The sequence below is a fragment of the Undibacterium sp. Tian12W genome, from assembly GCF_049339405.1.
In the GTDB taxonomy this organism is placed as follows: Bacteria; Pseudomonadota; Gammaproteobacteria; order Burkholderiales; family Burkholderiaceae_D; genus Undibacterium.
Genome location: NZ_JBMPPK010000028.1, coordinates 20,908 through 35,035 on the forward strand (window position 1 = coordinate 20,908; position 14,128 = coordinate 35,035).

The window sequence follows — 14,128 nt, forward strand, 5'->3', positions numbered from 1 at the left end:
TTTTATTCCGAGAAATTCAGGTTTTTTATCGCTGCGCTTGCCTGACTAATGTTGACATCGTTTGCTATAGGTCTGCGTTCAGATATGGAATTATTTGCGGAGGCTTCGGCAAAGGACAGGTCCTTCACCAACAATTTTCCTTGTTTTCTGATGCCTATCCCTAACTCCAGTTTTTGCGCATTGGCGCTCACTGGTGTCTGAACCTTCACCGTTTCCCAAGCGTCCCCTTTAGCTCCGCTAGAGGAGGTAATGCGAACGCCGCCTTTATCATCAGTCGTTCTGATCCAGAGTTCGTAGCGCCCCAGCTCACCAGTGTGTCGGGCAGATGCTGTTAAAACCATGATCTTTCCACGATATGCACCGGCATCGACCACTTGCGTGATGGCGGCAAAGTCATCATCCGTGCTTGTCTCTTTTGCAGCAATAAAGAAAGCTGGTTGCTCTTTACTTCCTTGCGACTCGTCAAGCCCACTTTCATAGTGGGTAGCAATTGCGCCGCTACCTGTCCAGCCTTTTGGAATGCCGTTCTTGACAGCACCTGCGTAAGAAAAATTGACAGCAAAGGCAACCAGTGGGGCTGCGATCAGGATTTTCCAGTGTTTCATGTCTGCTCCAGTATTGTTCAGTATTTGCTAGATTCGGGATATCGTTTGTGAGGCCCGGTAATTTTATTCAGTAAAGTTCAGGTTGCGTGCTGGATAAGCTGGCAGGCCAGAACGATGAGTGGGCAACTCAACCGCTTTGGGAACAGCCACATAGGGCTTGCGCTCCAGCTTGATATCCCTGATCCAGATCTTGCCTTTGGATGCCAGGGAAAAACCGATGTCAAAGTGTTTTTGACCGGGCTCTGCACCTTTAGGGAAATAGCTGCTCAGGGTAATTCTCTCCCAGCCTTTTCCATCAGGTATGCTGCGCGAGTATTCCATCAGTTGCGGCCTGCCAGCTTTTTCGCCCAACATGAGGGCCTGGCTTCTCAAGTGGCGCAACCATACCCTATTTTTCTCTGCGCCTATGGCCTTAGCCATCATACTGAACTCGATCACGCCCCCTTCCCACTCGCTTGCATCTACTTGCTGCATCAGGCTGACGGTTTCATTGGTCGGCGTATCTTTGCTGGCGACAAGCAGTGCGGGGTGTTCCGGCGTGCTTTCTGCCGGGTCTATGCCCATCTCATATTTGTCACCCAAAGGTCCCCATAATTGCCAGCCACTCGGGACACCTGACTTGACGCCATCAGCGAACGAAGTATTCATCGCAAGTGCAATCAGGCTGGCTGCGGCCAGAACTTTCCAGTGTTTCATCATCTTTACTCCATGTGGGTTGTTGATGATGTGCAATATACGGATGAACAAGTTTGGTTTCCTTCGCTTTGCGATTACTGCCCCGTCACCGCCGATAAATGGCGGGAAATTTCTGATGAATGGAGCTGTTAAAAAATAGTTTTATGCATGGCTGCCAGAATGACACAAGTGAATTGACCATGGCATTGTAAATAGCGATACTGCCAGCTTTAGCCTGAAATTTTTTCGCGCATATTATATGCGTGACGTTTTTGCTGATCTGCCTCTTTAATTGAAGGAAAGTTGTGGTGCGAGCCTTCTATCAACTCGATTATGACGCACTCCCCCGTGACGTCAAAAAACAATTGGCCAGGTCGGTCAGAAGCCCGGACTATCTGGTGCATGCTGACGCCATGTCGAATCGGTCGTGGTACCTGCGGCATGCTGCCTTGATGGCCGCATGTATTTTCTTTATTTTCCTGGCTGCGTCGTCAAGCTTTGGTGACCCAGTCAATGATCTCGCCTGGGATAATACTGGTCTGATAGTCTGGTATGCAATACTGTTTTTTGGGGTAGTCTATGCTGGCCATGAAATATGGCAGCGCATGCAGCTGAGCACAAAATTTCGCTTCGCCCCTGGTTGCTACCTGTTCCCACTGGCACTGGTTGATATACGCAGCAACAAAATCGCGGTACATGATCTGGCACAATTGCGCAAACTTGATGCTACCCATCATGAATCGAATGGACGTTATCAAAGAACGATTTTCTCTTTTAATTTCAATGATGGCACGCGTAAAGACCTGGTCATCAATAACCAGAACCTGGCTGAAGCCACGCTGGGAAAATTCAATATCTATAAAACCAAGGCCAAGGATGCATTTCATAACCGCGATCTGGCAAGCCTGTATGGCTTTGACCCTCTGTTGGACGTGCGGAGAAACAAGTGGCGGGAGGCACATGGAGCCGCCAGCCTGGGTAAGCGCTTTATCAATCTAATGACTCAATTCAAAGTACCGCTGCTGGTGCTGGCCATCTTCATTGCTGCCTTGTTTTGGTATGGCAGGAATGCCGCAGCAGACAAGAAAATGTATTTGAATGCCAAGCACTTGCAGACAGAAGCGGCGTATCTGGGTTATCTGGCACACGGCAAGTTCAAGATTACTGAAATGCAGGCAGAGTTGCCGCGCGTGGTATTCAATGAAGTGCAGAAAAAAAATTCCGTCACTATGCTGCGTCAGTTGAAACTGCGCTTCCCACAGTCGGATATTCTTCCTGACGTGGCAGAAGAAATCCATGTGCTGTATGACAGCTCCATGCAAAAATTCAGGGAACAGGCAGTTAATTCAGATACTGCCTTGATACGCTCCATGGAACAGTTGTTGAAGTTTGCCGAGGAACATGACGATCCGAATGTGGCAGTCAACTTTATTCGTCCGACAGACAGTGATTTGAGCCAGTTGGACGCTGTTTTGAAACTCAAGGAAAAACAGATACGTGGCAAGCAGATCATACCGGCAGCAAAATATTTCGCAAACAATAGCGCCGCTGTCAGGGAGACACGAATTATTCAAGGTATACGCAGCGCGTTCAGTTCAATATTCCCAAATGATGTGCTGTCATTCAATGCCAGTCCTGTCGCACCCGACAACGCTCCCAGACTGCAAATCACTTATCAGATAGAACCATCCGGCGAGATCTTCGGCTCTGAAAAGCATGATAATGCTTTTGTTGGCATGCTGGTACGCTTCAAGGCTGCGCTCATCGTGCCCGAAACCAAAGACCGCTGGAAATTCGACCTGGAAGTAACACCACCAGATACATTCAAAGTGGAATACCAGACATCCAGCCGCGATCCTGTTAAACAAGCGCCTGAGGGACAGGTCTATGCAGTAATGGCAGAACGAGCTTTCGATAAACTGGCACTCAAAATCAATGCTGCCTTCTTCAGGCCCGATAGTGCGGTATATATGAAGCAATTGAAGAACCAGTAAAAAATTGCAAATAGATAGGCTGCTGCCTATCTATATTGCCGTCTGTATGCACAGACACGCGAATTACTTACCCAGTCTATCGCCCAGTTCCGAATCCAGAGCCACATAGCAAGCGCCCACAGCCTGCAAGCTGAAAATGCCAGGCAATAACGGGCAAACCCAATTTTGCCCATATTGTCACGATAAAGTACGCATTTTTGGGAGTCGCGCCTGATGCAGCCATCCATTAAATATATCCAGGTTTGCCGATTGACCAACAAGGCAGAATTCACGATACTTATGCGCAAATGAAAATTAACAATCGAATAATTTTCTCCTTGCACGTTTACTCATGAATTAAGGATGTACCTTTGGCTTATTATTATGAATATCAATTTGACGCGCTGCCTGCGCATCTCAAATCCGATCTGGCCAAGACGATAGGACGCTCCAAATACCTGGCATTTGCAGAAGTGCAATCCAATCTGGATTTTTATCTTATGCACGGGCTGATATTGCTGCTCTGCAGTTCCTTGCTCTTGCTTACTGCAAGCGCTGACTTTGGTAACCCGCTAAAAGATGAATTGTGGTCTGCGCGAGCCATACTGGCCTGGTATGTCTTGCTATTCGCTGGTATTTTCTATTGCGTGCATGCAAGCTGGAAGAGGATCAGCCTCAGCAGACGCTTCGGTTTTTTGCCGGGACGTTATCTTTTTCAATCTAGTTTCCTGGATGCGCGGCAAAAGAAGGTCATGATCATTGATCTTAAGTTATTTAAAAACGTCAGTCTTGGTGAGACACAGTTTCTTGGCCTGCATAACAAGTCTCAACTCGCGCTTGAACTTCAAGAAGACCAGCATCTGCTCATTAACATACCAGGGCGCAAACTGGGTAAATTGGTTTTTGAGAAATTCCAGGCGATGCATGCTGCAGCACAGAAAGCAATTCAAGAAAGAAATCTGCCAGCACTGCAAAAATTTGATCCTTTCCTGGAATTAAAGAGGAACCAGTTCAGTGGTGCCCTCGAACAACGCCAAGCCAGTTTTTTTGCCATCAGCATTCATTTCCTAAGGAAACTGCACTTGCCGCTACTGTTTATTGCCTGTGCATTTGCGGCCCTGTTCTGGTATGCACGGAATATGATGGCAGACGATAAGGCCGCCATGACAGCCCAGCGCATGAACACGGAAACTGCGTATCTGGCCTATCTTTCACACGGCAAAAACCACGTCAAGGAAATGCAAGAGAAGCTGCCGCGCATCGTCTTTAACGCACTGAAGAAAAATACCAGCGTCACACAATTACGCGCCTTGAAGCAGCGATTTCCAGGCTCGGACATCATTGCCGATCTGGACAAGGAAATCCATCATCATTACCTGCTTGCTCTGGAAAATTTCCGCGCGCTCAATGCCAGCGCAGATCCTGGTTTGATCGCCACCATGGAGCAATTATTGCTCTACGCAGAAAAAAAGAATGATCCCAATGTTGTCATCCGCTTTGGCAGACCTACACCAGCAGAACTTGTTCAGTTGGATGATTTATTGAGGAAGAAAGAGGTACGCACAAAGAATTTAAAAATCATTCCGGCATCACCTCATTTTACCAATGATACTGCGGCAACCAGAGAGTCGCGCATAGTAGCGGGCATACATACTTCATTTGGTGCCATCTTCCCTCAGGATATATTGAAATTCGCCGCAAATGGTGCCGCCAAACCACCGTTTCCCATGCTGAAGATCAATTACAAGATTGCCCCATCAGGTAAAGTGTATACGCAAAGAAAGCAAGAGAACCTGGCATTAAGCGAGCAGGACATTTACATTGGCCTCATCATGAATTTCAATGCCAACATCAGCATACCCGGTCAGGAAAATGAATGGAAATTCAATTTAGAAGTCACTCCACCAGATAATTTCAATGTGAAGTATGAATATTCATTGGATGCGATTGATCACCATCCTTCGGATAGCCAAGTATATGCCGTCATGGCAGAAAGGGCATTTGACCAATTGGCGGGTCAAATCAATGCCACTTTCTTTCATAACCAGGGTTCTGCCTATACCAAAAAGTCCAGACAGGTACGTTAACAATCTGTGATGAAAATGCCGCTCAGTGCAACTTGATACGCGGATTGCGTACCCGGTCGATCGTCTCTGCCCAGGTCGATAACCAGGTATGGAACAAACCATTGACTGCCATCTGGTGTTGTTTATGCAGTGACCAGTACATCCATTTTGCCAGTGTGCCTTCGATGAAAACAGAACCGCTGGCCAAAGAACCCATGAGACTGCCAACGGTGCTGTAATTACCCAGCGACACCAGCGAACCATGATCTTTATAAGTAAATTCCAGCGCAGACTTACCCTGCAAGCGGCGTACCAGGGTTTTCGCCAATGTGCTCGCCTGCTGGTGGGCAGACTGTGCGCGTGGTGGCACGTTCGGCAAACCCTCACCTTGCGGACATGCGCAGCAATCACCAATCGCGAAGATGGCCGGGTCTTGCGTGGTTTGCAAAGTACGGGTTACGACCAGTTGATTGATGCGGTTGACTTCCAGCCCATCCAGGTCTTTTAAAAACTCTGGCGCTTTAATGCCTGCCGCCCAAACCACGATGCCACTGGGAATGAATTTGCCGCTAGCCATCTGCACCCCGGCCTTGGAGACATCGACCACTTTTTCATTGGTATGCACTTCTACCGCCATGCTGCGCAATTCACGGGCGACTGAATCGGAGACACGCTCTGGTAGCATTTGCAGCAAGCGAGTACCGGCATCGACGATGACGATCTTCAAATCTTTTTCAGGATGAAAATTCACCAGTCCATAGCTGGACAGGATTTTGGTAGTCATATGCAATTCTGCTGCCAGCTCTACACCGGTTGCGCCGCCACCTATGATGGTGACGGTAAAACGGCCTTCGCCAGATGTCTGCTGCTGACTTTGCGCCTGCAGACAATAATTGATGAGACGTTGATGGAAACGCTCTGCCGCAGCAGGTGAATCAAGCATGATGCTGTTTTCGCGTGCGCCGGGGGTGCCAAAATCATTGGTCTGGCTGCCCAGGGCTATCACCAGGCTGTCATAGGCAATGGCCTGACGTGGTAATAACTGGACGCCGTTTTCATCGAACATGGGGGCGATATAAATTTCTTTCTTTTCGCGAGAAAGTCCTTCCATACGACCAAGACGGAATTCGAAATGATTGGATCTCGCCAGGGCAAAGTATTCGCGCTCGTCTGCATGGCTGTCGAGGGTGCCTGCGGCAACCTGATGCAATAGAGGTTTCCACAAATGGGTACGGCTGGCATCGACCAGCGTGATGACGGCTTTGCCGCGCTTGCCTAATTTCTTGCCCAGGCGCACTGCCAGTTCCAGCCCGCCTGCACCACCGCCAACGATGGTAATTCTATGTACTGCCTCCTTGTTTTGCGTGTCCACGAACGACTCCCTTATTTGAAAAATATATTCCCTTGCTGACTATCTTTTTAATAAACAAAGAAGATGGATGGCAAGGGAATACATTTTTGTCAGGAGTGAAAATGACAAATACATAAATGTACGCTTGGAGTATACACAGAACTGACAAAGCTGAGCGTGGGTTGACGAACAAAGCGGGGGCGAAAAAGGCATATTGCAGGCAAATAGCAGACACATTCCAAGTGCCAACAGCAGTTTAGAGAGGCTAGTCTAATCTGCTCCAGGAAGCGCAGTTTTGTTGAAATTTAAACTATCAAAAAGCCAACAAATATAGATAAAAATATTCCTTACGAGTGGTAACGATTTTGCCAAATATTTAGGCAGGATTCAGGTAGAATAGCGCTTCTTCGAATTTCCCCCTTCCCTGATCGTGCAAATCGGCTCTTACGTGCTGCGTAATAATATTTTTGTTGCTCCCATGGCTGGTGTGACTGACAGACCTTTCCGTCAGTTGTGCAAAGAACTGGGTGCGGGTTATGCCGTGTCTGAAATGGCAGCGTCCAATCCCAAACTCTGGGAAACAGAAAAGTCCACGCGCCGTACCAACCATGAAGGCGAAATGGAGCCCAAGGCAGTGCAGATTGCCGGTGCAGACCCACAGATGCTGGCTGAATGTGCCAAACATAATGTTGATAAAGGTGCGCAAATCATCGATATCAACATGGGCTGCCCGGTTAAAAAGGTCTGTAATGCATGGTGTGGTTCTGCCTTACTGCAGCATGAAAGCCTGGTTGGTCAGATACTGGATGCGGTGGTTGGCGCAGTCGATGTGCCGGTCACACTCAAGTTCCGTACCGGCTGGGACAGGGCCAATAAAAATGCCCTGAACATTGCCCGCATGGCAGAAGCGGCTGGCATACAAATGCTGACCCTGCATGGACGCACCCGTGCCGATGGCTATAAGGGCGATGCAGAATATGAGACCATTGCTGCCGTCAAGGCCGCAGTCAATATCCCCGTAGTTGCCAATGGCGACATCACGACACCGGAAAAAGCCAGATATGTATTAGAGGCCACCGGTGCTGACGCCATCATGATAGGCCGGGCGGCGCAAGGCCGACCGTGGATCTTTCGCGAGATCGCCCATTTCCTCAATACCGGCGAGCATCTACCTGCCCCACTGATTTCTGAAGTTCGTGAACTCATGGATAACCATTTGAAAGCGCATTATGCTTTCTATGGTAACTACCTTGGCGTACGAACGGCACGCAAACATATAGGCTGGTATGTGCAAGACCTGGTAGGTGGTGAAGATTTCCGGCAACAAATGAACTTACTGACGGATTGTGATGAACAACTTGCCGCCGTCAGCAGTTTTTTTGATCACATGGCTGGGGAGCGGTTACAATACCGCCCCTTTGAAGAAAAACTGGCAGCATAAGACAAAACACTTTTACAAAAACCAATTTGTCTTGCCGTCCATGAAGCATGGACTACCCGCCGCCTGGCATAACCGAACAGTGATAAAAACAGCATGAGCAAAGATAGCATTCAAGACGCCGTCCACAAAAATCTGGAAAAGTATTTCCGTGACCTGGGCGAGCAACCCGCATCCAATATTTACGACATGGTCGTGTTAGCCGTTGAAAAACCGATGTTAGAAATGGTCATGACGCGCGCATCGAGCAACCAGTCACAAGCCGCCGATATGTTAGGCATTAACCGGAATACTTTGCGCAAGAAATTGCAGCAGCACGGTTTGCTTTAATCCATCCGCGAGGCTTGACACCGATTTCCTTACTCACATCAAAAATCATGATCAAACAAGCCCTCATTTCCGTCTCCGACAAGACCGGTGTGCTCGAATTTGCACGTGAATTGTCTGCGCTCGGTGTCAAGCTCTTGTCTACGGGTGGCACAGCCAAGTTATTGGCTGACAATGGCCTGCCTGTCACCGAAGTGGCTGACTACACCGGCTTCCCTGAGATGCTCGATGGCCGTGTCAAGACCCTGCACCCTAAAGTGCATGGCGGCATCCTGGCACGCCGTGATTTCCCTGAGCATGTGGCAGCGCTGGAGCAGCATGGCATTCCTACCATCGATATGGTGGTGGTCAATCTGTATCCCTTCCAGCAAACTGTCGCCAAGGGTGAATGCTCACTCGAAGATGCGATAGAAAATATCGACATCGGTGGCCCAACCATGTTGCGCTCTTCTGCCAAGAACCACAAAGACGTGACTGTCATTGTAGATCCGTCTGATTATGCCGTTGTGCTGGCAGAGATGAAGGCGAATCAAAATGTTGTCAGCTATGACACCAAGTTCACGCTGGCGAAAAAAGTATTTGCTCACACAGCGCAATACGATGGTGCCATCACCAACTACCTGACCAGCCTGGGTGAAGACAAGGCGCACACCACACGCAGCGCCTATCCGCAAACCCTGAACCTGCATTTTGAAAAAGTGCAGGAAATGCGTTACGGTGAAAACCCGCATCAGTCTGCCGCCTTCTATCGCGACCTGAAGTCTCTCGAAGGCTCACTGGCCAACTACAAGCAATTGCAAGGCAAGGAACTGTCTTACAACAATATCGCCGATGCCGATGCCGCATGGGAATGCGTAAAGTCTTTTGCTGAATCTGCCTGCGTCATCGTCAAGCATGCCAATCCTTGCGGCGTAGCCCTGGGTGCGACACCGTTTGAAGCTTATAGCAAGGCTTTGCAGACTGACCCGACTTCTGCGTTTGGCGGCATCATCGCCTTCAACCACGAACTCGATGGCAAGGCTGCTGAAATCGTCGCCAAGCAATTCGTTGAAGTGTTGATCGCGCCATCGTTCACTGCCGAAGCAAAACAGATTTTTGCAGCAAAACAAAATGTGCGCCTGCTGGAAATTTCTCTGGGCAATGGCTTCAACCAATACGATATGAAGCGTGTTGGCGGTGGCTTGCTGATACAGGCACCGGATGCCAAAAACGTCTTGCAGGAAGAACTGCGCGTCGTCTCAAAATTGCAGCCTAGTCCACAACAAATGGCGGACATGATGTTCGCCTGGCGTGTGGCCAAGTATGTGAAATCAAACGCCATCGTCTTCTGCGGCAATGGCATGACGCTGGGCGTAGGCGCTGGTCAGATGAGCCGCATAGACTCTGCCCGCATCGCGTCTATCAAGGCACAAAATGCTGGTTTGACACTGACTGGTTCTGCCGTCGCGTCTGACGCCTTCTTCCCGTTCCGTGATGGTCTGGATGTAGTGGTGGATGCGGGTGCAACTTGCGTGATCCACCCTGGTGGCTCCATGCGTGACCAGGAAGTGATAGATGCTGCGGATGAACGTGGTGTCGTGATGGTTTATACCGGTACACGTCATTTCCGCCATTGATGCGGGATTGATGTATTAAATGAGGTATGTGCGGCCCTGATTATTCAGGGCCGTTTTTATTGCAGGCGCCTTATTACTGCCGGCATCACCTCAGTACAACAGCTCAACAATACGCATTGTCCATAACTTGCCGGTAATAGCCATATGCGATAATGCCGCCTCACACAAGATGGCTACAAGGCGGCACTATATTGCCGTGCCGAAGAATTCCCACAGGATGCATGACGAATGATTTATCTGAGCAAGACGACATTGTCTACCATAACTTGCGCCGTGCTGATGGCCCTGAGTTTGTGGCCTGCCAGCTATGTATCGGCCTCAGAGCCTGATCATCCCGCCGCCAACCAACAGAATTACAGTGCGGACTTGATAGAAACTACCAGGCTTGCTGAAGAAGGCAAAGCCGCTACACAGCTTAAGTGGGCAGACATGTATTTTGAAGGCCGGGGCGTGGCCAAAGACTTGCATCAAGCCGCCCACTGGTACCGCAAAGCGGCCGATCAGGGAAATGACAGAGCACAACACAGCATGGGCTGGATGTACCAAACTGGTTCTGGCCTGTCCAAAGATATGCAACAAGCGGCCTACTGGTATCTGAAGGCCGCACAGCAAGGCAATGTCAATTCGCAGAATAATCTGGGGTGGCTTTATGAAAAAGGCCAGGGTGTAGTTAAAGACGTGCAACAAGCTGCTCACTGGTATCTGCAGGCTGCACAACAGGGGAATAAAGAAGCGCAAAACAATCTTGGCGTCATCTATCAGGAAGGCCTGGATGAGATAAAAAAGGATGAACAACAAGCGGTGCACTGGTACCGCAAGGCAGCGGATCAGGGGCTTTCAGTTTCGCAGAATAGCATGGGTCGGATGTATTTCGAAGGTCGTGGTATAGCAAAAGATTATCAGCAAGCGGCCCTTTGGTATCGTAAAGCCGCTGATCAGGGAGAGGCCCGGGCACAATCGAGTCTGGGCTGGATGTATCAGACGGGCACTGGCGTAGCCAAAGATGCGCAACAAGCTGCTGGCTGGTATGTGAAGGCTGCGCAGCTGGGAAATGCAGGCGCGTAAAATAATCTAGGCGGGCTTTATGAAAAAGGTCAGGGCGTAGTTAAGGATATACGACAAGCTACACACTGGTATCTGCAGGCTGCACTACAGGGAAGTGCTGATGCGCAAAATAACCTGGGATGCATCTATCAAAATGGTCAAGACGGAGTAAAAAAAGACGACAAGCAAGCCGTGAGCTGGTACCGCAAAGCAGCGGACCAGGGACTTTCCGAGGCACAGACCAGCATGGGCCTGATGTATTTTGAAGGCCGCGGTGTAGCCAAAGACCATCAGCAAGCAGCAAGCTGGTACCGCAAAGCAGCAGATCAGGGAAATGCCAGGGCGCAAGCTAGCTTGGGCTGGCTATACGAGTCTGGCAATGGCGTGTCCAAGGACGCGCAACAAGCAGCCTACTGGTATCTGAAGGCTGCGCAGCAGGGAAATGCAGGGGCGCAAAATAATCTTGGGGGACTCTATCAAAGTGGTTCTGGCGTAAGCAAGGATGAACAAGAGGCGGCAGTCTGGTATCGCAAAGCGGCCGAGCAGGGTAATGTCGGCGCACAGTTGAGCCTGGGTGAAATGTATGCTAATGGCCGCGGTGTGCCTAAGGATGAGCAGCAAGCAGTGAGTTGGTACCGCAAAGCCGCCGAGCAGGGAAATGCCAATGCGCAATTTGGTCTGGGCTGGTTGTATCACACAGGTTCTTTTGTGGGTAGAGACACACAGCAGGCAGTGCACTGGTATCGCCTGGCTGCCTTGCAGGAAATGTCCATGGCACAAACGATGCTGGGTGGCATGTACCTGGCAGGCGTCGGCGTACCTGAGAATTTGTCTCAAGCTGCATTCTGGTTTCGCCAGGCTGCCAACCAGGGAGCTGCAGATGCAGAGTACTTCCTGGGGCTGGCGTATATCAATGGCAAAGGCGTGCCAGAAGACTGGCGGCAAGGGTCGATCTGGCTGCGTCGCGCTGCTGAACAAAATTATTCTAATGCGCAGCACGTGCTGGCTTTGCTTTATCTGTCTCGCAAAGAATCACCCGATGACGGGAAACAAGCCCTTTATTGGCTGCGCAAAGCAGCAGAACGCGGCGACGCCAATGCACAACTCGACCTGGGCAGGATCTACGCCAGCGGCAAAATCTTGAATATAGACAGCCGCGCTGCAGCCAGCACCGTTGCGGGTCCACTTGACCAGGCCCGGGACAAGACACAGAAAGACCTGGCGGCAACGATTGGTGAAGTGGCAGGTGTAGCCAGAGATGAACAGGCCGCCTATTTCTGGACCATGCTATCTCTTGCCAACGGCAATCAAGTTGCACGCGACTATTTACCCCCGCTGGTAGCAGTATTGCCCGCTGAGAGCAAAAGCAAAGTCGATGCAGAAGTCAAGGCCTGGAAGCCAGTAAAATAAAGGCTGACAACTTTGATGCCGATGACTGCCAGCCTGCCTGCACTCGTGCCTGAAATACCATGATGCTTTCATCGTCGAGTGGCGACACCGCATTGTGTCAGTTGGCGAGGGGGCTGGCTTCAATGCAGGTAAAAATACCGCTGGAACTCAGCCCACTCCACATTGCATTTCCTTGCTCACACATATCCTGCAAAAGATTAAACGTCATAAGCAATTACTCACTTACATAGCGAGCAATAAAACTAGCTCGCCGATACGCTATACTCATCAGCAATAATTCCTGTAGCAGCACAGCACCACATCTAATACACACTCAGAAGCCCTCATGAAAATCCTAGGCATAGACCCCGGCTTGCGCACCACCGGTTTTGGCGTCATCCATAAACAGGGCAGCAAGCTGACGTATATCGCCTCAGGCACGATCAAGACCATTGATGGTACTTTACCAGAACGCTTGAAGACCATCCTCGCAGGCGTTTCAGAAATAGTACGCACTTACCAGCCTGATTGTGCGGCGATAGAAAAAGTCTTCGTCAACGTCAATCCGCAATCTACCCTGTTACTGGGGCAAGCCCGCGGTGCAGCGATTTGCGCGTTGGTAGCGGCAGACCTTGCAGTCGCAGAATATACAGCCTTACAGGTTAAACAAGGCGTGGTCGGTCATGGCCGCGCCAAGAAAGAGCAGGTGCAGGACATGGTGCAACGCCTGCTGGCTTTGTCTGGCCTACCTGGCAGCGATGCTGCCGATGCGCTGGGCGTGGCGATTTGTCATGCCCATAGTGGTGATACCCTGGCAACCCTGGGGGCAATTGCGCCGGGTCTGGCGAAGAAGGGTTTGCGTGTCAAGGGCGGTCGTCTAGTCGGTTAATACAGGGCTGTAAGCTCACCGAAGCTGCACTGCGCCCTGGCCAGATCATATAACTGGCCTGCATAAGCTTAATTGCAGTATCGCAATATCAATATAATTTCCCTGCGAGCCTCGTCAAACGCGTCAGAATCGTTTACTATCACTGCTTATTCATACAGTATGAAAGCAGTCTCATGATAGGTCGCATTGCAGGCACTCTGATAGAAAAGAATCCTCCGCAATTGCTGGTCGATTGCCAGGGTGTGGGCTATGAAGTCGATGTGCCTATGAGTACTTTTTATAACCTGCCGCATCTCGGTGAAAAAGTGGTCTTGCTGACGCATCTGGCGATACGCGAAGATGCCCATGTACTGTTTGGTTTTGGTACGGCAGAAGAACGCAGCACCTTCAAGCAATTGATCAAGATCAGCGGCGTCGGTGCCCGCACTGCCCTCTCTATTTTATCTGGCATGTCGGTAGCCGATCTGGCCCAGGCGATCACCCTGCAAGAAGCAGGACGCCTGACCCGCGTGCCGGGCATAGGCAAGAAAACTGCAGAACGTTTGCTGCTGGAACTCAAAGGCAAGCTCGGTGCTGACCTTGGCAATGCGACTGCGGCACTGGCTGCAGGTGACCATAGCGCTGACATCCTGAACGCCTTGCAGGCACTTGGTTACTCCGACAAGGAAGCCTTGCTGGCGATGAAATCCGTGCCTGCTGGTAGTGGCGTCTCTGATGGCATCAAGCTGGCATTGAAAGCATTGTCCAAAGGCTAA

Annotated in this window: 12 protein-coding genes and 1 pseudogene; 10 read left to right on the forward strand and 3 right to left on the reverse strand. The window is 50.2% G+C overall.

Going from position 1 to position 14,128, the window contains the following annotated elements:
- Positions 1-2 precede the first annotated feature (2 nt).
- Complete coding sequence (locus tag ACO0LI_RS26980) at positions 3-605, reverse strand: hypothetical protein (protein WP_422950691.1); 603 nt, start codon at positions 603-605, stop codon at positions 3-5.
- 63 nt (positions 606-668) lie between these two features.
- Entirely contained in the window at positions 669-1,301 is a 633-nt protein-coding gene (locus ACO0LI_RS26985; protein WP_422950690.1) for a hypothetical protein, read from the reverse strand.
- Positions 1,302-1,588: 287 nt separating this feature from the next.
- On the opposite strand from ACO0LI_RS26985, the gene ACO0LI_RS26990 reads away from it, so the two are divergent.
- Together ACO0LI_RS26990 and ACO0LI_RS26995 are read left to right on the forward strand one after the other, a co-directional pair.
- Positions 1,589-3,274 carry a hypothetical protein gene (locus ACO0LI_RS26990; RefSeq protein ID WP_423036586.1) on the forward strand — a complete coding sequence of 562 codons (1,686 nt, stop codon included), beginning with the start codon at positions 1,589-1,591 and terminating at the stop codon, positions 3,272-3,274.
- A gap of 350 nt (positions 3,275-3,624) precedes the next feature.
- Positions 3,625-5,340, forward strand: coding sequence for a hypothetical protein (locus ACO0LI_RS26995; RefSeq protein WP_423036588.1), 1,716 nt, complete (start codon positions 3,625-3,627; stop codon positions 5,338-5,340).
- A 22-nt stretch (positions 5,341-5,362) separates the two neighbouring features.
- Here ACO0LI_RS26995 and ACO0LI_RS27000 read toward each other — a convergent pair whose 3' ends face one another.
- Entirely contained in the window at positions 5,363-6,691 is a 1,329-nt protein-coding gene (locus ACO0LI_RS27000; protein ID WP_423036590.1) for an NAD(P)/FAD-dependent oxidoreductase, read from the reverse strand.
- A 409-nt stretch (positions 6,692-7,100) separates the two neighbouring features.
- Between ACO0LI_RS27000 and dusB the strand changes: the two genes are divergently transcribed.
- From dusB to ruvA, 8 genes and pseudogenes are all read left to right on the forward strand, one after another.
- On the forward strand, positions 7,101-8,111 hold the full coding sequence (gene dusB / locus ACO0LI_RS27005) for a tRNA dihydrouridine synthase DusB (protein ID WP_423036592.1): 1,011 nt from the start codon (positions 7,101-7,103) through the stop codon (positions 8,109-8,111).
- A gap of 93 nt (positions 8,112-8,204) precedes the next feature.
- On the forward strand, positions 8,205-8,438 hold the full coding sequence (locus ACO0LI_RS27010; protein WP_110258221.1) for a helix-turn-helix domain-containing protein: 234 nt from the start codon (positions 8,205-8,207) through the stop codon (positions 8,436-8,438).
- Positions 8,439-8,485: 47 nt separating this feature from the next.
- Positions 8,486-10,051: a bifunctional phosphoribosylaminoimidazolecarboxamide formyltransferase/IMP cyclohydrolase gene (gene purH, locus ACO0LI_RS27015; RefSeq protein WP_423036594.1), complete on the forward strand. Its 1,566-nt coding sequence runs from the start codon at positions 8,486-8,488 to the stop codon at positions 10,049-10,051.
- Between the two features lie 252 nt (positions 10,052-10,303).
- Positions 10,304-11,116, forward strand: coding sequence for a tetratricopeptide repeat protein (locus ACO0LI_RS27020; RefSeq protein WP_423036596.1), 813 nt, complete (start codon positions 10,304-10,306; stop codon positions 11,114-11,116).
- Between the two features lie 12 nt (positions 11,117-11,128).
- Positions 11,129-11,308: pseudogene (locus ACO0LI_RS27025) on the forward strand (tetratricopeptide repeat protein); the annotation flags it as partial.
- On the forward strand, positions 11,288-12,505 hold the full coding sequence (locus ACO0LI_RS27030) for a tetratricopeptide repeat protein (protein WP_423036642.1): 1,218 nt from the start codon (positions 11,288-11,290) through the stop codon (positions 12,503-12,505). The pseudogene ACO0LI_RS27025 and the gene ACO0LI_RS27030, both read left to right, overlap by 21 nt.
- A 325-nt stretch (positions 12,506-12,830) precedes the next feature.
- The gene (gene ruvC, locus ACO0LI_RS27035) at positions 12,831-13,373 is read left to right on the forward strand and encodes a crossover junction endodeoxyribonuclease RuvC (RefSeq protein ID WP_422950683.1); all 543 of its coding nucleotides are present in this window, start codon (positions 12,831-12,833) and stop codon (positions 13,371-13,373) included.
- A 173-nt stretch (positions 13,374-13,546) separates the two neighbouring features.
- Positions 13,547-14,128: a Holliday junction branch migration protein RuvA gene (gene ruvA / locus ACO0LI_RS27040; RefSeq protein ID WP_422950682.1), complete on the forward strand. Its 582-nt coding sequence runs from the start codon at positions 13,547-13,549 to the stop codon at positions 14,126-14,128.